The sequence below is a fragment of the Bradyrhizobium oligotrophicum genome (genome assembly GCF_051168495.1).
GTDB classification, from domain to species: Bacteria; Pseudomonadota; Alphaproteobacteria; order Rhizobiales; family Xanthobacteraceae; genus Bradyrhizobium; species Bradyrhizobium oligotrophicum_A.
The window spans coordinates 641668-660377 of record NZ_JBNPVB010000001.1 but is presented as its reverse complement, the minus strand read 5'-3'; the positions used below and the strand labels follow the sequence as shown (position 1 = coordinate 660377).

The following is an 18710-nucleotide window of genomic DNA, read 5'->3' as shown; positions in this document are numbered from 1 at the left end:
AGTTCGCGCGGCCAGTGAGCCAGCGGGAAGCAACAGGCGGCGGCGCTCCTTCACCCAGCGTCCGCAGCCAATGCGAATCTGGCATCGTCAATTCTTTGAATCGATTCCTTCTTCTTCGCCCTCGCTGATCGAGCGGACCGGCGGCAAACCGAAACACAAAATCGAATCGGCCATCATCACGTCGACGCGACACGGGAACTGTCTGATCTACAAATGGAGACTTTTTCCCGATCAACACGCGACACATCTCCCGCGGCACATCTGCTGATTTGCCAAATAGCTTATCCAACGCAGCGTCGGTGCAAAATATTCCATTGCTATATCTAGAAGCGAACAGTTGCGCCCTTCGTCTTTCCGAAGAGTGGTTCGGAGTGACGACAAACGTCTGTGCCAACGTGCGGAATTACGACTCAACCTGGACGCTACGACGTAGCTCGCCGGTCCTCCGCCGACACGTATTCCAGTTCGGGTGCGCCAACCGCTGCAAAGACGAGACACGAAACCCGAACTTTCGCCATATAGATCGATGAACTACACGCTTCATGACTGATTGCAGCGAAGCGTCCAATTGCTCGACTTTCCGGCGCGGCAAGGCTCACCTTGCTGAGCCGAGGCGCTCCCGATCGACACAAGCGGTCCAATCGCAAGTGTTGTGCATTTCACTAACGTCACGGCAGCCGGCGAGCATCGACCGGTCGATCGCTATCGTCGTCGACGCTTCAAAACCACATGGAAACAGGCCGGCTATCAGCGAGCCCCTCGAACGCGAGTGCCGCGGGCGAGAACTCGGAGCGATTAACGACCTTGAAGAAACAACAAGAAGAGGAGGACGCCGTGGTCAATCTGCGGACAACGAAATCCGTCGCGTGGAGCGACTCGCGAGCTACGCCAGCAGCCTCTCTTCGGGACAAGCTCTCGCCCGACATCCATACGGCACCCAGTCCGACGTCTGCCATGCCGCCGTCGTCCGACCCGACGGATTCTAGCTCCGCATCGGATCTAGCGTCCGTCGGGAGTCTGTCTGGCGATCAGTGGCACACCATGGGTCTGGGCGACGTGAACATCGTTGCCACCGGCTTTCCCGGCGCGACCGGACCGAATGGTGACCTGGACAATGCCGGGGCTGCGCCATTCGGCCCCGACGCATTCGCGAGCGCGGCAGCCGCGACTCCGGCCATCGCCGCAAGTCTGACTTCAACGCCCGATTCGAATCAGGCTTGGGGTTGGCAAAAAGTGCAGGCGGTCGTTACCCGCGCGGCGGCAAGGGCTGACGACGGCGACGGCAGACCGAGCGCGAGTGAGGTCCAGAATCGGCCTGGCAGTGATCACCTGCGCCCCCAAGACGGCGGTCCCGCGGCTGCCGAGTCAACCGCATCTATGCCAACCCCGACCACGACCCCTGCCTCAGCGGTGGCGCCCCCCACAGATGACTTGTTCGACGATCAATGGCATTTCGGTTTCCTCGGCGACGTTCAGAAGATCTGGGAGGAGTTCACAGGAGCTGGAGTTCACGTCGGAATCTACGACGATGGCATCCAGACGCAGCATCCTGATCTGGCGCCGAACTATGACGCCGGCTTGGAAGTCCTGGTGGGTGGCGAGCGTCTCGATGCAAGCCTCCCCGTCACCACCAGCAATGGCGGCGCGCATGGCACCGCCGTGGCGGGGCTGATCGCGGCGGCGCGCGACGGTGTCGGCACGGTCGGCGTGGCCTATGGCAGCAGCATCACCGGAATCCCGATCTTCAGCGGCGTCGCCGACATCAACAGCAACTTCTCGGGCTTTCTGGAGGCCCTCAGCCAAGCGGGGACGTTCGATATCATCTCCAACAGCTGGGGCGCTCAGCCGATTTTCTACCAGCGGGCCAATGCATCGAACGCGCAGATCGTGTCGGGCTTCATGGCAGCGGTCGAGTCCGGCCGCGGCGGCCTCGGCACGATCATCACCAAGGCCGCGGGCAATGACGATCTCAATGCCAACGGCGATGCCGCGGACACGTCGCGCGCAACCATCGTGGTCGGAGCGTATGACGCGACCGGCGATGCCGCCTGGTATTCGAACTTCGGCGCCAACCTGCTGGTCTCTGCGCCTTCGAGCGGCGATCGCCGCGGCTTCCTCGATCCGGCCGACGTGCATATCGATCCGGGCCTCGTCACGACCGATCTGCTGGGCGAACTCGGCTACAACATGAGCGGCGATTTGATCGTCCCGTCCAACTATACGAACCAGTTCGGCGGCACGTCAGGGGCGACGCCGATCGTCTCCGGCATCGTCGCCCTGATGCTGGACGCCAATGCAGATCTCGGCTGGCGCGACGTACAGAACATCCTGGCCTATTCTGCACGGGAGATTGGAAGCGGCATCGGCGGCCAACCCACGGCGTCGGAAGACAACAGCTGGTTCTATAACGGCGCCGACAATTGGAACGGCGGCGGCCTGCACTTCTCGGAAGACTATGGTTTCGGCGCGGTCGATGCCTACAACGCGGTGCGCATGGCCGAGGTGTGGAGCTTGTTCGAGGCGCCCCAGGTCAGCACCAACGAGACTTCGCTGTCGTCGACGTTCTCCGCCGGGGTAGTGATCAATGACCTCACCAGCACGGACATCCAGTTCGATTTCTCGGGCAAGGATTTCGACGTCGAATTCGTCAACATCGACATCGACATTGCCCACAGCGCGTCGACCGCCTCGGTCGTCATCGACATTTTCGGCGGCATCCAGGGCATCGGTTCGAAATATCTCGCTGACCTCAGCATCTCGCTGATCTCGCCTGACGGCACGGTCGTCGAGCTCGCCGACTTCAACCGGGACTTCATCTTCGACGATGCAACCGGCGGCGTGCACCTCAGCCTGGGCGCCAACGCATTCCGTGGGGAGGATGCCAATGGTATCTGGACTCTCCGCATCACCGACGCCTGGTTCGGCAACGATGCCGGGCACCTTAACGCCGCCACGGTTACGCTGCATGGGCGCGACGACGCTGCCGCCGGCAACGACCTCGCGAACGACGTCTACCACTACACCAACGAGGTGCTGGCCACGTTGGCCGACCAGAGCTCCCGCCAGACCCTGAGCGACGAAGGAGGCAATGCGGACTGGCTTGATATGGCAGCCATGTCCGGAAACCTGGTCATCTCGCTTTCCGCAGGCGAAACGTCGACCGTCGACGGCCATGCCTTCTTGACGATCGCCGCCGGCACCGAGATCGAGAACGCGGTCACCGGTGACGGCAACGATGTGATCTCAGGCAATCAGCTCGACAACAAGCTGCACGGCATGCGCGGCAACGATACGCTGATCGGCGGCGCGGGCAGCGATACTCTCTCCGGAGGCGCCGGCAGCGACGTCCTCGAGGGAGACGAAGGAGCCGATCAGTTCCTGTTCGACCGTGCTCTCGATGCGGCAACTAACCTCGACATCATTGTCGACTTTACACATCGCGAGGACACGATCTGGCTCGATGCCTCGATCTTCGCCGGCCTCGATCTCGGAACGCTCGGCATCGACGTGTTCTACGTCATCGGCCAGGGATCCCTGACCGCTCTCGATCGCATTCTCTATGATGCGAGCACAGGGGCGCTCTTCTTCGATGCCGACGGCAACGGCAGTGCCGCCGCCGTGCAGTTTGCGAGGCTGTCCGATGCGCCTTCGGACTTGTCCGCCGCCGACTTTACCGTCGTCTCATCTTCGCCTCAGGCGATCATCGCGGCCGACGATCGGATCGTCGACGTAGCGCCCACTGTCATGACATCCGCGGCGGACCGTCAGGGTGCGGGCACGGTCATGGGGACCGCGGCGAGCGAGACCCTGCGGGGCGACGCCGGCGACAACGAGATCTACGGGCTCGGCGGCGACGACATCATCTACACTGGGCCAGGCGACAATTTTGTCGACGGTGGCACGGGTCTCGACACGATCATCGGCGGCGACGGCAACGACACGCTGATCGGTGGAGGAGCATACCCGCTACTGGGGGATTCGATCGTCGGCGGCGGCGGCAACGATCTGCTGATCGGCAGCGACGATCAGATCAACGACGAGACCTGGAAATATCTCGGCGCCCACGGCGACTACCTCAATGGCGGATCTGGTAACGACAAGCTCTATGGCCTGAGTGGTGACGACCTGCTGGTTGGCGACGACGGGAACGATCTTCTCGTCGGCGGGTCCGGCAGCGACGACCTGATCGGCGGAGATGGCGACGACCGCCTGCTGCCCGGCAGCGGCGACGTCGACTATGTCTCCGGCGGGGCCGGCATCGACACGTTGGTGCTCGCAGGCAAGGAAGCGGACTATCGAATCTACATGCTCGATACGCTCACCCCTGCCTTTCACGACCAGACCGTCTACTTCGAAAGGATCGTCAACGGCGTGGCCGAGCGGACCGGCGTGCGGTTCGACGATATCGAGCTGATCGAGTTCGCCGACCATACCCGGATGCTGTCGCGCCCGCTCGTCGACGTCATCCAGAACGGGTATTTCGAGCAGTCCTACGATCCGATCGTGCGTCAATATGACGGCTACGAGATCGGCTCCGTCATCGACTGGGCCGACGACGTCACCATTGCGGATCTGGGAGCCGAGCACGGCACGCATGACCTCCTGCAGACGGTGGGTATCGAGCACACCTACGGCGCGGTCGACATCTCCAGCGATGCGCTGACGCTGCTGGAGCTGACCTGGCTCGGCGCGTACACGCCTGATGGCGATAAGCTCAGCCAGCAGATGACCGAAACCGTGACGGTTCACGCCGCCGCGGGCACCCGCGAATTGACCCTGATGACGTTCGGCCTGAACATGGCAGCGGACGCCAAGATCATCGATGACACCGCGACAAGTGTCCGTCTCGTATCGGACTCGGTCGGCTCTGGCCTGCTGGCCGACAACTGGAACGGCGCGGCCGTCAATGATTTCAATCTCTCATTCGCGTCGGCCACATCGTTCACGTTCCTGAACGTCACCGGCGGTGCCATCAAATGGTTCATTCCGAACGTCAAGACGATTGCGGCGCCCTTCACCGGCTTCAGCCCCGTCGAACATCTTTCACAGCTCGGTCAATCCGGCGTTCTCACCATCGAGACGCCCCTGGACGACAGCCGCTTGGCGACAGCGGGCGGCGACGCCGACTACTCCTTCTCCGGCGGCATGGGCAGCGAACTGATCCGCTTCGGCAATCTCGGCGACGTCAACATGTCCAATGATGGCACGCAGGGAGAGGACGCCGGCACGAATGCCGGGCGTGGACTGCGCGGCATGATCAATCTCGGCGCCGGGGACGATGAGGCACGCATTCTGGGAAGCGGCGCGTTCCAGGACGGCGGAACGCTCGACGGCGGCGTCTCGGAGTTCACTCCTCCCGGCTCCCCTCCCATTCAGACCGAGGTGGCCGGCGATACGCTGCGCATGACCTTCGCCGTTGCCGCCGCGATCGGCGACATCAGCGGGCACATCCAGAATTTCGAGATCCTTCAGCTCGACGCGACATCGCTCACGAACCAGGTCGTCGACCTCGCCCACTTCGACAATCTCGCCAAGCTGCGCTTTACCGGCAGCACCAACGCCGACGTTGACAATTCGGTCATCGGCGTTGTCGACCACTCGGACGTGACCGTTCGCTCGGTTTCCGATCCGGTTCAGTCCGTCGACGGCGTGGGCGGCTACATCTTCACGACCTATGGAAACGAGTTCGGCACTCTCCATCTCGATCTCATGGGGGATGCCGCCAATGATGCGATCACCTTGCATTTCATCGGGCTTGCAACGGATGGCGAGGACCAGGGCAAGATCCACGTCGTGGACGCAGAGACGGTCAACATCACGACGGACTCGCGCGATACGACGTATCATGATGCTCCTTTTGATCCGAACATCGAGATCCCACCGCTGTCGTCCGCACCGACGGACGCCTTTGCGCAGATCCTCGATCTCGATGCAACGACGACGTTGAAGATCTCCGGCAACACCGGCTGGGATTTAACGGTCGACGGCACGGACATCGGCAGGCTGCGCATCCTCGACGCGTCGGGCGTCACCGGCGAGGGCGCGGCCGGGGCCGTAAAGGCGATCGCTCAGACGAGCGAGGCGGTCGTTTTCACCGGCGGCATGGGCGATGACGAGCTCACAGGCGACGCGGGCGACGACACGCTCGCAGGCGGTGCCGGTGGCAACGACACCCTCCACGGCGGAACGGGCATGGATACGGCCGTTTTCACCGGCGAAATCGCGGACTATCTCATCCATGTCAATGACGGCGTGGTCAGTCTGACGAACCGGCTGGACGGCACCGTCGATACCGTCACCGGTGTCGAACTGTTCCAGTTCGCTGACGGCTCGCTGACTGACGAGGACGTTGGGCTCCCATCCGCCAATCAGGCCCCGACCGGACTGTCGCTCGCGAACGTATTGACCTCCATCGCCGAGAACAGCGCGACGAGCGAACGGATCAAGGTCGCCGAAATCGTCGTCGCCGACGACGGCAAGGGAAGCAACGCGCTCGGCCTTGCTGGCAGCGACAGCGGGTCCTTCGAGATCGACGGCAATGAGCTCTATCTCAAAGCGGGGATGGCGCTCGACTTCGAGAGCGGCAAGACGCAGTTCGATCTTGTCATCACCGTCGACGATACGGCCGTCGGCACAACGCCGGACGCAAGCATCGCCTTCTCCCTCGCGGTCACGGATGTGAACGAGACGCCGATCGATATCGCGCTCAGAGGCAGCTCGGTTGCCGAGGATGCGGCGGCCGGCACGGTCGTGGGCATCCTGTCGGCGACCGATCCCGACACGAACGACATGCTGAGCTACGAGCTGACCGCCGACGCGGGCGGACGCTTCGCGATCGTCGACGGCAGGCTCGTCGTCGCCGATGGTGCCGCGCTCGATTTCGAGACGAACGGGTCGCAGGAGATCACCGTCAAGGTAACCGACACCGGCGGTCTCAGCACCGAGAAGACCTTCTCGATTGATGTCACTGACGTCAACGAGACAGCCTCGGTGTCGCTCGCTCCCATGCTGTCCTCGATCGCGGAAAATACGCCCATCGAAGCTCCGCTGAAGGTCGCCGACATCATCGTGAGCGACGCGGATACAGCGAGCAGCTTCCGGCAGAACTCTCTCTCGCTCGTCGGCTGCAGCGCCAGTGCGTTCGAGATCCTCACCGTTGCGGGCGTCACCGGGCTTTATCTCAAGGCCGGCATGCAACTCGACTACGAGCAGATGCACAGCCTGGACGTCTCGGTCGTGGTGGACGATCCGTCGATCCCGGGAGGCCCCGAGGGCAGCGTATCCTATCATCTTGCCATCACCGACGTCGCCGAGACGCCTGTCATCCGAGGCACCGCGGGCAACGACACGCTGGTGGGCACCGACGGCAATGATCTGTTCGATGGCGCTGGCGGACGCGACACTTTTATCGGCCATCGTGGCGACGACATTTATCTCGTCGACAGCGCGAACGACAAGGTGATCGAGCGCTGGCATGAGGGCACGGACACGGTCAAGAGCTCGGCGAGCAGCTACGCGCTCGGACATGACGTCGAGAACCTCGTGCTCCTCGATGGCGCAAGGGGCGGCAGCGGCAACTCCGAAGCCAATGTCATCACCGGCAACGCCGGCGACAATCGGCTCGATGGCCGCGGCGGCAACGATGTCATCGAGGGCGGCGGCGGCGACGACGAGATGCACGGCGACACTGGTATCGATACCGCCTCCTACGAGCATGCCACATCGGCAGTCTCCGTGAGTCTTGCCGTGTGGGATGCGCAGGATACGGGCGCGTCGACGGGCATCGATACGCTTCGGGGGTTCGAGAACCTCGGGGGCTCCGCCTTTGACGACCATCTCGAGGGCGATCGCTGCGCCAACGTCATTGACGGCGGCGCAGGCAACGACGTGATCGACGGGGGCCGAGGCAACGACACCCTGACCGGTGGCGAGGGCACGGATGCGTTCGTGTTCAGCTCGCCGCTGTCGTCCGGCTGCCGGTGGACCACATGGGGTCCCGGCAGAGATGAGTGGCATCATCACGGCGCAGAGAACCGCGACACGATCACGGACTTCTCGGTCGCCGACGATACGATCTGGCTCGATCACGAGATCTTCGCGGCGCTGCGCGGCCACGAGGGCCAAGCGCTGTCGGCCTCCGAATTCCGAGCCGGATCGAGAGCGCTCGATAGCGATGACCACATTATCTACAACGCGGACACCGGCGTGCTGATCTACGACGCCAATGGCAACAAGGCCGGCGGCGCGATCGAGATCGCGATTCTCTCCAAAGGGCTCGCCATGACCAACGAGGACTTCCTCATCGTGTAGCCGAGCGCAAGGCAGGGACCTGCTGTAACGAGGCCCCCCAGCATTCCCGGGATCGCACCGATCGCAAAGACAAACGCAACTCATAAGGGGGAGAGATGACCATGCTGTTCGGAAAGAAGGTCGCCGCGGGCGAGACGACCGCTTCACAGGCCGCTGGCGACTCGGTCCGCGTCGCGCCCGCCGCGGGCACAGCAGCTGCAGGTGATGCGACCGGTGCCACAGCAGGCGCCAATGGCGCGTTGGGTCCTGAGGAACTCAGGAAGCGCATGATCGCTTCGAAGCAGATGGCGGCTACGTTCGGCGACATCGTGACGCTTCTGATGCGCTCGCCCAGCGACAAGCACCAGTCGCTGGCTGATCTCGAGTGGCTGGTGGTCCCCGCTGTCGCACGAGGGCAATACGCGCTCGCGGAGGCCCGGCTGAAGGAGACCGGCGCGTCCGTCCCCGTCGGCGTGGTGCTGTGGGCGCTCGTCTCCACGGAGGTCGACGAACGCCTTTCCGCCCCGGAAAACCCGTTGCGCCTGAAGCCGGACGAGTGGCGCTCGGGCGACATCCCGTGGATCATGCACGCAACCGGGGACGTGAAGGTCCTCGCCGGCCTCGTCCAGAGGCTACCCGAGGCCGCCCTCAGGGATCGCCGGCCCAAGATGCGGGTGCGCGGGGCCGATGGCAAGATCTCCGTCGGCCATCTCGAGATCCGGAGGAAGACCCCGAACGACACCGAGGCGCCGGAGCCTACTCGGAAGCTCATCGATGCGTGACGGTGGTGCGGCAGGCCTCTTCGGGGGGCCAATGCAGAGAGCGCTTGCCCGCTGCAGTCTCATCTTTGCTGGTGTCGCGGTATTCTCTGGTGCGATCAATCTGCTCGCGCTGACCGGCTCGCTTTATATGCTGCAGGTCTACGACCGCGTCCTGCCCTCAAAGAGCGTGCCGACCCTGGTGGGGTTATCGCTCCTCATGGTGGGGCTCTACTTGGCTAACGGCTTTCTGGATTTCGTCCGCGTGCGAGTGATGAGCCGGGTCGGCGTCAGGATCGACGATGAGCTGAGAGACCGGGTCTTTGCCGCCGTCCAGCTGCTGCCACTGAGATTGCGTCACGGCAGCGACGGCTTGCAGCCGGTCCGTGACCTCGATCAGATCCGCTCCTATCTGTCGGGACTCGGGCCGACCGCCCTGTTCGATCTTCCCTGGCTTCCGGTCTATCTCACGGTCATTTTCGTGCTTCATCCCCTGCTCGGTTTCTTCAGCGTTGCAGGCGGCCTCGTCCTCGTCGCGCTGACATTCGTGACGGATATCAGGAGCAAAGGACCCTTGAAGGCAGCTGCGCTCTCGGCCTCGCGTCGGCTTGCTTTCGGCGAAGCAGCACGTCGCAATGCCGAGGTCATCCAGGCGATGGGCCTTGGACCACGTCTCGCCCGCCGCTGGAGCGAGGTGAACGCCATCCATATCGATGACCAGTTGGAGGCGTCGGACGTCGTTGGCGGAATCTCGGCCATCTCGAAAGTGTTCCGGCTTCTGCTGCAATCGGGAATGCTCGGGCTCGGCGCCTATCTCGTCATCATCGGCTCGCTCTCCGCCGGCTCCATCATCGCGGCGTCCATCATCATGTCGCGCGCGCTTGCCCCGATCGAGACATCGATCGTGCACTGGCGCGGCTTCGTTTCCGCACGACAGAGCTACCGGCGCCTATCGGATCTCTTCAGGGCGCTTCCGCGCGAACCGACCGCGGGCGTCGAGCTGCCGGCGCCCAACTCGTCACTCGCGGTTGAAAATCTCTCTGTCACCCCGCCCGGCGCAGGCCGACCCGTTCTCCTCAACGTCGGCTTTGCGCTCGGCGCCGGCGAGGCCCTCGGAATCATCGGACCCAGTGCATCGGGAAAGTCGAGCCTGGCGCGGGCCCTCGTCGGGGTCTGGCAACCGCTCAAAGCGAATGGCAGCGGCATCAAGGGCGGCGTGCGCCTCGACGGTGCGACGCTCGAGCAATGGACATCCGCGGAGCTCGGACGCCACATCGGCTATCTGCCCCAGTCCATCGAGCTGTTCGACGGCACGGTCGCAGAGAATATCTGCCGTTTCGACGAGGCCGCAACGAGCGAGAGGATCATCGCAGCGGCGCGGGTCGCCGGCGTCCATGAGCTCATCGTGCATCTTCCTGCGGGCTATGAGACCGAGGTCGGCGAAGGTGGCAGTGCTCTGTCCGCCGGTCAGCGCCAGCGAATCGCACTCGCACGCGCGCTCTACGGAGACCCGTTCCTGGTCGTGCTCGACGAGCCCAACGCCAACCTCGATCACAGCGGCGATGTCGCATTGACCGACGCCATCCTTTCCGTGCGTCAACGCGGCGGCATCGTCATCGTGATCGCCCATCGCCCTTCGGCGCTGGCAGGCATCGACAAGGTGCTTGCCCTGGTAGACGGACGCGTCCAGGCGTTTGGCGCCAAAGATGAGATCTTACGGCGGATGCTTCAGCCTGCAGGTCACGGGGCACAGCGCACAGCGGCCTCCTCCACGTCGGGCCTCAAGGTCGTGACCGAGGCTCACGCCGGAGCCATGCCATGACGGGGCGCGCGGAGGTGACGAAACGCACCAAGGCCGGGGTGCATGGCTACATGCTCTCGGGCTTCGCCGCCATGTTTCTCCTGCTGGTCGGAATGGGAGGCTGGGCCGCAGGCACGCAAATTGCGGGCGCCGTCATTGCGTCGGGTCTCGTCGTGGTCGACAGCAGCGTCAAGAAGGTCCAGCATCCAACCGGTGGCATCGTTGGCGAGATCAAGGTCAGGGACGGCGCGAAGGTCCGGGAGGGAGACCTCCTCCTGCGCCTGGACGAAACGCTGACGCATGCGAACCTGGAAACGGTCACCAAGCAGCTCAACGAGCTCATGGTGCGCGAGGCGCGGCTCACGGCTGAGCGAGACAGCCTCACCGAGGTGCCCCTCCCCTCGAAGCTGGAGCCGCGCAGGGGCGAGCCTGCGATCGCGGAGCTGTTTGCTGCCGAGCAAAGCCTGTTTGCGACCCGACGAGATTCGCGAGAGGGTCAGAAATCTCAGCTCAGGGAGCGCGTGACTCAGCTCAAGGAGGAGTTCCGGGGCATCTCAGGTCAGATCACCGCCAAGGGAAAGGAGATTGCCCTCATCGGCAAGGAGCTCGAAAGCCTGTCCGGGCTCGAGGCCCAGAAGCTGGTGACGAGCGCCAAGATGCTTGCCCTGCGGCGCGACACGGCGCGGCTCGAGGGAGAGCATGAGCAGCTGAAGGCGTCGGCCGCGCAGACCAAGGGAAAAGTCACCGAGATCGAGCTGCAGATCCTGCGCATCGATCAGGAGTTCAGGGCCCAGCTGCTTCAGGAGCTCACCGAGAATCAGTCGAAGCAGGCCGGCCTCGTCGAGCGCCGGATTGCCGCCGAAGATCAATTGAAGCGGGTCGACATCCGGGCACCTCAATCCGGTATCGTGCATCAGCTCAACGTGCACACGGTCGGCGGCGTGATCAATGCGGGCGAGCCGGTCATGCTCATCGTCCCGGAAGGCGACAAGCTCGTCGTCGACGTCAAGGTCGCACCTCATGACATCGATCAAGTGCTGCAAAGCCAGCGGGCTTTCGTACGCTTTGCCGCCTTCAATCAGCGTCGAACACCCGAGCTCGAAGGGCTGGTACATTCTGTCGCTGCCGATCTCACCAAGGACGAGCGCTCGGGCGACTCCTTCTTCTCGGTACGCATCGAAATTCCCGACATCGAGCTTGCTCGTCTCGAAGGCAAGAGGCTCGTACCGGGCATGCCGGCGGAAGTACACATCCGCACCAGCGACCGCACCGCCCTCTCGTATCTCTTCAAGCCGATCGAGGACCAGTTTGCCAAGGCATTCCGAGAGAGATGATCTCGTCTGGGCTGGGTGCCGTCTCGCCACTTTACGGATGAACCGTTCAGGCAATCGACGCTTTGGGCGTCTCAGCATGATACAGTTTGTCCACAACCCGACGCTCTACAAATACTCGACACCATCTCCTACACCGCTGGAGGGATTTCCAATGAGAACTCCTCGCCAAGCCTGATCCGGGCACGGCACCCGGCCTGGTTATCCGAATGCGTCCCGATGCAGGTGCAGGTCGGCGCCCATCTGAGCAAGCAGTACGACTTCGCCGGCTGAAGCGCTGAAAACGATTTCTGGGACAAGCATGGATCGACACGCGTCGCGCGGTGACCGGGGCATGATCGGCCCCGATCACCGTCTGGCGAATGCTACGGCTTCTTCGGTCGGATGGCGTCGGCCGTCGCCTGGATGAAGGCCTGGATCTTGACCACGTCCTCTTCCTTGAGCTTGCCGGTGAAATCAGGCATGCCGCGGTCGCGGAACGGTCCGTTGAAGACGATATCCTTCAGCTTGGTGATCTCCTCGGCCGGCACGTAGCCGAGATTGCGGATGTTGCCGCCGCGATCGACGCCGGGCACGCCATGGCATGTGGCGCAGGCGGCGACGTAGAGCGCAGTTCCCTCGGGCACGTCCTTCGGGTCGTATTTCACGCCCTGCAGCAGGCCCTCGGTCTGATACTTCACGAACTCCGGCAGCTTCGCCTTGGCGCCGATGGCAAAGGTATAGACCGCACCCGGCGTGCGCAGCTCGGTGGCGCGCGCGGCGAGGCCGTAGACGCCACCCCAGCCGACCGCAATCGAGACATATTGCACGCCATCAATCATGTAGGTGGCAGGTGCTGCGACCACGCCGGTGCCGGTCGGCGTCTCCCACAGCATCTTGCCGTTACGGGCGTCATAGGCCACGAAGCGGCCGTCCGCGGTGCCCTGGAAGACGAGATTGCCGGCCGTGGTCAGCGTGCCGCCATTCCAGGGCGACGCGTGCTCGATGCGCCAGACCTCTCTCTGCTGCACGGGGTCCCAGGCGAGCAGGCGTCCGAACGCCGGCGCCTTCGGCGGCGTCGCATTCAGCGCGAAGCCGAGATTCCACGCCGTGACTCCGCCGAACTTGCCGGGGGTCGGCGCATTGTTGACGAAGGTCTTCTCCGGCGTGAGGTTTACCGGGATGTTCTGCGCCGGAAGATACACGAGGCCGGTCTGCGGATTGAACGACATCGGGTGCCAGTTGTGCGCCCCATAAGGGCCGGGAATGGAGTCGTAGGGATCGTCGCCGCGCGCGGCGGGCACCTCGATCGGACGGCCGTCGGCGTCGTAGCCCGTGGCCCAGTTCACATCGACGAAATTCTTGGCCGAGATGAACTTGCCGTTGGTGCGATCGATCACGAAGAAGAAGCCGTTCTTCGGCGCGTGCAGGATCACCTTGCGCGGGGCGCCGTCGATGGCGATGTCGGCCAGGATCATCGGCTGAGTCGAGGTGTAGTCCCAATGATCACCGGGCGTCTCCTGATAGTGCCAGATGTATTTGCCGGTATCTGCGTTCAGCGCCACGATCGAGGCCAGGTAGAGATTGTCGCCACCCGACGGGCTGCGGACCTTGCGATTCCAAGGCGCACCGTTGCCGGTGCCGAGATAAACCATGTTCAGGTCGGGATCATAGGTGATCGTGTCCCACGGCGTGCCGCCGCCGCCGTTGATCCAGTACTTCGTCGACGGGTCCCAGGACTTGGCGGCTGCGGCCATCGAGTCGTCCTCGAACGGCTTCGACGGATCGCCCGGAATCGTAAACCATCGCCACAGCTGGTCGCCGGTCTCGGTGTCATAGGCGGTGATGTAGCCGCGCGCACCATACTCCGCGCCACCCTGGCCGATCACCACCTTGCCGTTGAACGCGCGCGGCGCGCCGGTGATGGTGTAGGAATGCTCGTGGTCGATCAGCGTGTCCTTTTCCCAGACCTTCTGGCCGGTCGCGGCATCCAGCGCGATCAGCCGGCCATCATAGGCGCCGACGAACACCTTGCCCTTGTAGACGGCGACACCGCGATTGACGACGTCGCAGCAGCCCTTGTAGCCGAGCTCACGTTTCACGCCGGGATCGAAGGTCCAGATCTTCTTGCCGGTGCGGGCATCGATCGCATGCACGACGCTCCACGAGGCCGTCTGATACATGATGCCGTCGACGACGACGGGCGTTGCCTCCACCCCGCGTTCAGATTCGAGATTGTAGCTCCAGGCGAGCCCTAGATCCTTGATGTTGTCGGCGTTGATCTTGTCGAGCTTGCTGAAGCGCGTCTCGCCATAGTCGAGGCCGATGGCCGGCCAATCCTTCGACGTCGCGGCATTGGCCTTGATCATCGCGCTGTCGACGGCTGACATCGTCGCCTTGATGCGATCCGGCGTCCATTCCTGCGCCGCCGCTCCGCCTGCCGGAATGGCAAGCGCCACGCAAACCGTGCAGGTCGCACGCAGAGCAGAGCGTGCGCGACGCAGATATTGTCTGACTTCCATGTCGTTCCTCCGTGGATCTCTGTCGGATCCTTCGCGCATCGTAGAGACTGACGAAAGCAGGCGTCAACAAACAGTGTACGGATGGTGTCATCCGGCAGCCAACTATTTCCCTCTGGTAGTTGGAGCATCAGAATCTTCCTGCTCCGATATGGAGAAATTCCCGATTCGATGATGCGTTGTATCCTGAAATATCGTCGCGAATCTCGGGGTTCACGCGCGTGTCCCGGCTCGCTACGTTCGTAGACATTCATCATCTTTCCAAGACCCACTTCGGTCTCCGGCTCCCCCAAGTGCCGGAGACCGTCTTTCCGTTCTTGGCTACCTGAAGCCTAGCGCGAGATGCGGAAGCGTAGTTTCGCGAATGCGATCAGCAGATATTTCAAGCTCGGCCGAGACCTGAACCAGCGCGACACGATTGCCGTCAAGCATACCGTCTCGGGGCTGCTCAAGCTGCTATATCGGAATGAACGGTACGAAGGAGGCGGTCCGGCGATGTCTGGAGTACGCACTTGAATGCCGCCGCCGCGTGCCGGCCGGGTTAGTTAGCGCATCGGTCGAGAGCGGCGACCACGACGACCATGTTCAGGTGTTCGAACTTCACAATACGGCCCCACCACGCTGTCATCGCTCGTGGCTGTGCTCCGGAACGTTGGGGAAATCTATCCAACAGCAGTTGGTCGTCTTGGGGGAGCATGAGTCTGGGCGGGAACATCGTTCCGGTCGGTAACCTTGCCGAGTCACTGCAAGTCGCATTCGACTCGGGCGCGAAGCGCCTCCTGCCCCATGGCGAGCGTCAAAGCCATCCCGACGACCCCCGCGAACTCTTTGCGAAGTTCAGACCGCCTTCTACGCCGACCCGACGGACGCCTCGTCCCCCCTGCGGCGGCGGTCTTGATGTTCTTGTGACCATCGGAGACGACAAGGCTTGGCTCCCCGTTGATCACGAGGAGCGAGCTTGCGCAGAAATTCAAAATGGACGTCTCGGCGCGATGTCCTTGCGGAGCGCCGAGCAGGCCGTAGCGCGGGCGAACGGCGGGGCCTCGGGAGAGCCGTACTCGAGTGTCTTGGCACCCCACGAAGGTGCGGCACCGATACGACTCGACCGTTTGAAAAACCGTTCTAGTTTTCGAAACTCAGACGGTTATTCCGGCTCAGTGCTTGATTTGAATGGCGCGCCCGGAACGATTCGAACGTCCGACCCTCAGATTCGTAGTCTGATGCTCTATCCAGCTGAGCTACGGGCGCGTTTTCGCGTTTGGCAGGATCCAGGCCGCGAGGGCCGGCTCCCGGAAGGCCGGGCGGCGGAAACGCCGGCAGGCCTCGCGAAGGGCCTCTGACTAACGGCTCGGAGGCCGGTTGGCAAGGCTGGAGCGGGAGATTTTGCGACCATTTTTCCGCACGCACCGCGGGGGGGCCAAACCAGCGATGCGGAGGCCGGCGCCAACCGGATTGGCCGGACCCGACCGGCGGGCGTTTTCAGCCATCTCGGGATTAGCGGTTATCGGGCCGAGTTCGGCGGTTCAGGCGCTGGCCCGTTCGTTCCAGAACGTCTGCAGCTCGACGGGCCGATCGGGAATCGTGATCCGGAAGGTCGCGCCCAAGGTGCCTTCGACGAGCTGGATGTCGCCATCATGGGCCCGGACCAGTTCGGCGGCGATGGCGAGGCCGAGGCCCGAGCCGCCGGGGCGGCCGGCGCCACGGAACGCCTCGAACAGGTGCTCTCGCACCTTGGCCGGCACGCCGGGGCCGGTATCCGACACTTCCAGGATGGCGACGGACCCTTCGCGGCGGCCGATGATGCGGATCTGGCGCACACCGGCGTCGCCCGCGAGGCTCTCGAGTGCCTGCGCCGCATTGCGCACCAGATTGAGCAGCACGCGGAACAACTGATCCGGATCGGCATCGATCGTCAGCCCGCGCTCGATCGCGCTGATCCATGTGATCGAGGCGTCCGGCGCCAGGCCGGCGGTCTCCCGCACCTCGGCGATCACGGGCTCGACCACCACCGGGCGGCGGTCCGGTGCCGGCTCCTGCACCTTGCCGTAGGACAGGGTCGACTGGCAGAACGCGATGGCGCGCTCCAGCGAGCGCATCAGCTTGGGCGCAAAGCGCTGCACCCGGGGATCGGGCACGCTGGCGAGCTGGTCCGACAACAGCTGCGACGACGCCAGCAGGTTGCGCAGATCGTGATTGATCTTGGACACCGCGAGGCCGAGCGCCGCGAGCCTGCTCTTCTGATGCAGCATCGACACGAGATCGCGCTGCATGTCGGCGAGTTCGCGCTCGGCGACGCCGATCTCGTCGGAGCGGTGGCTCGGCACGATGATTCGCGCCGCGCTCTCGGGGTTCTCGTGGAATCCGACCAGGCTCGCGGTGAGGCGCCGCATCGGCCGCACGAACAGGAAATGCAGAGCAAGATAGACCAGGGCCGCGGTGAGCACCGCCAGCAGCAGCGACACGCCGAGCAGATTGCGCGAGAAGCGGTACATCGCCCTGCGCAGCGGCTTTTCGTCGGTCACGACCTCGATGAACTGGGCCCGACCAGGCGACGGCCCGATCACGCGCATGGTGTGATCGCCGGTCTCGGTCATCATCTTCAGCGAATTGACGATCGACGACCACACGGTCATGTCGCGCATGTCGAAATCATGGTCGATCGACGCCGGCAGATCGGCGCTGGCGAGCAGGCGGCGCTGCTGACCCATCTTGATCGCGACACCGCGCGCGTTGATCGACGTCAGGATCTGCCGCGCCAGCGAATCCGGCACCATGCCGGAAGGTGCGGCGTCGAGCACGAGCGCAGCGGTATTGGCCGCGGCCAAGCGGTCGTTCAGCCGGTTGCTCCAGAAATTGGCGATCGCCGGCACATAGACCAGAACAGCCGCGATCATCACCAGTGGAATGGTTAACAGGAGCAGCTTTCCGGACAAGCCGAGCCTGCGCGACCGTTTCGGCCGCAGACGCTCCAGAATCGGCTGGTTGTCGTTCTCTGTCACCTGTCGCCCTTGTAAGAGACACCCCCACCCTTACGGGACCGCAAGATGGGACTGCACCGGAGTCCGGTCAAATTACGGATCGCTCATGTTTCCGGCTTCCATTATTCACCATGGACCCGAAGCCGCACACTCACTCATGATAACCCCTTGGCGCGGCCGATATTCTCGCGGGCATCTCGTACGCGACCCGCTGTTCCCGACCGGGCGCTCCGCATGGCCGCGGATCCCTGCGCCCGCGGAAGCGACCTTCCGCCACAGACCTTGCCGCGATTGACGAAGGCAGGACGCTCCCTTATAAGCCGCGCCAACCGTCCGCGATGACCCGGCTCGCCCGGGGACGGCTCGATTTCAGGGCCGTCAGCGGTCCATTTTGGGCCAGGAAGCATCACCGGACATCCTCGACATTTCAAGCCGGCAAATTGTCAACTGGCAAATTGCCCGTGAGCGGAGAACGACCGTGAAGCGGACTTATCAACCCAGCAAACTGGTGCGCAAGCGCCGTCACGGCTTCCGCGCCCGTCTCGCAACGACCGGCGGCCGCAAGGTTCTTGCCGCGCGTCGCGCCCGGGGCCGCAAGCGCCTCAGCGCCTGAAGCCAGGGCGTCTGTCCCGGAGATTTCCACCATGGATCGGCTGCGGCAGCGGGCGGACTTCCTCGCTGTTGCCGATGGCGAACGGGCGAACAGCCCTGCCTTCGTGGTCCAGCGCCGGGAACGGCCGGACCAAGGTGCGATCCGGGTCGGCTTTACCGTCACCAAGAAGAATGGAACCGCCACGGAGCGTAATCGCATCCGTCGGCGGTTGCGCGAGCTTGTAAAGCGGCTCGATCCCCTGTCGATGCGGCCGCACAGTGACTACGTGCTGATCGGTCGCCGGGAGGCCCTGTCACGCGACTTCTCGACCATGCTCGCCGACCTCAAGGCGACGCTCCGCCGCCTCGACCGGCCGCAGGCCAAGCCGCAGCCGCGCAAGTCACCAGATGCGGACAGACGAAACGCTCCCGCACCGGACGCGCATCCCGCCAACCGGATTGAA

8 protein-coding genes, 1 tRNA gene and 1 pseudogene are annotated in these 18710 nt (G+C 63.6%); 7 read left to right on the top strand and 3 right to left on the bottom strand.

Annotated features, from left to right (window positions below):
- Positions 1-1431: 1431 nt before the first annotated feature.
- The 4 genes from ACQR1B_RS02820 (at position 1432) to ACQR1B_RS02805 (ending at position 12182) form a co-directional block, all read left to right on the top strand.
- Positions 1432-8310, top strand: a complete 6879-nt coding sequence (locus tag ACQR1B_RS02820; RefSeq protein WP_434831345.1) for a S8 family serine peptidase — start codon at positions 1432-1434, stop codon at positions 8308-8310.
- A 95-nt stretch (positions 8311-8405) separates the two neighbouring features.
- Complete coding sequence (locus ACQR1B_RS02815) at positions 8406-9071, top strand: toxin-activating lysine-acyltransferase (RefSeq protein ID WP_434831346.1); 666 nt, start codon at positions 8406-8408, stop codon at positions 9069-9071.
- A 31-nt stretch (positions 9072-9102) separates the two neighbouring features.
- Positions 9103-10869, top strand: coding sequence for a type I secretion system permease/ATPase (locus ACQR1B_RS02810; protein WP_434831347.1), 1767 nt, complete (start codon positions 9103-9105; stop codon positions 10867-10869).
- Positions 10866-12182, top strand: a complete 1317-nt coding sequence (locus tag ACQR1B_RS02805; protein WP_434831348.1) for an HlyD family type I secretion periplasmic adaptor subunit — start codon at positions 10866-10868, stop codon at positions 12180-12182. Before ACQR1B_RS02810 ends, ACQR1B_RS02805 begins: the two co-directional genes overlap by 4 nt.
- A gap of 362 nt (positions 12183-12544) precedes the next feature.
- Here ACQR1B_RS02805 and ACQR1B_RS02800 read toward each other — a convergent pair whose 3' ends face one another.
- On the bottom strand, positions 12545-14680 hold the full coding sequence (locus ACQR1B_RS02800) for a PQQ-dependent dehydrogenase, methanol/ethanol family (protein WP_434831349.1): 2136 nt from the start codon (positions 14678-14680) through the stop codon (positions 12545-12547).
- 339 nt (positions 14681-15019) lie between these two features.
- Here ACQR1B_RS02800 and ACQR1B_RS02795 point away from each other — a divergent pair, with 339 nt between their 5' ends.
- Positions 15020-15193, top strand: coding sequence for a BREX system Lon protease-like protein BrxL (locus tag ACQR1B_RS02795; RefSeq protein ID WP_434831350.1), 174 nt, complete (start codon positions 15020-15022; stop codon positions 15191-15193).
- 655 nt (positions 15194-15848) lie between these two features.
- On the opposite strand, the gene ACQR1B_RS02790 is transcribed toward ACQR1B_RS02795, so the two are convergent.
- Positions 15849-15925, bottom strand: a tRNA-Arg gene (locus ACQR1B_RS02790).
- A gap of 275 nt (positions 15926-16200) precedes the next feature.
- Positions 16201-17676, bottom strand: a complete 1476-nt coding sequence (locus tag ACQR1B_RS02785; RefSeq protein WP_434831351.1) for an ATP-binding protein — start codon at positions 17674-17676, stop codon at positions 16201-16203.
- A 457-nt stretch (positions 17677-18133) separates the two neighbouring features.
- On the opposite strand from ACQR1B_RS02785, the gene rpmH reads away from it, so the two are divergent.
- Both rpmH and rnpA read left to right on the top strand, forming a co-directional pair.
- Complete coding sequence (gene rpmH / locus ACQR1B_RS02780; protein ID WP_006609582.1) at positions 18134-18268, top strand: 50S ribosomal protein L34; 135 nt, start codon at positions 18134-18136, stop codon at positions 18266-18268.
- Between the two features lie 31 nt (positions 18269-18299).
- Positions 18300-18709: pseudogene (gene rnpA / locus ACQR1B_RS02775) on the top strand (ribonuclease P protein component).
- The last annotated feature ends 1 nt before the right edge of the window (position 18710 follow it).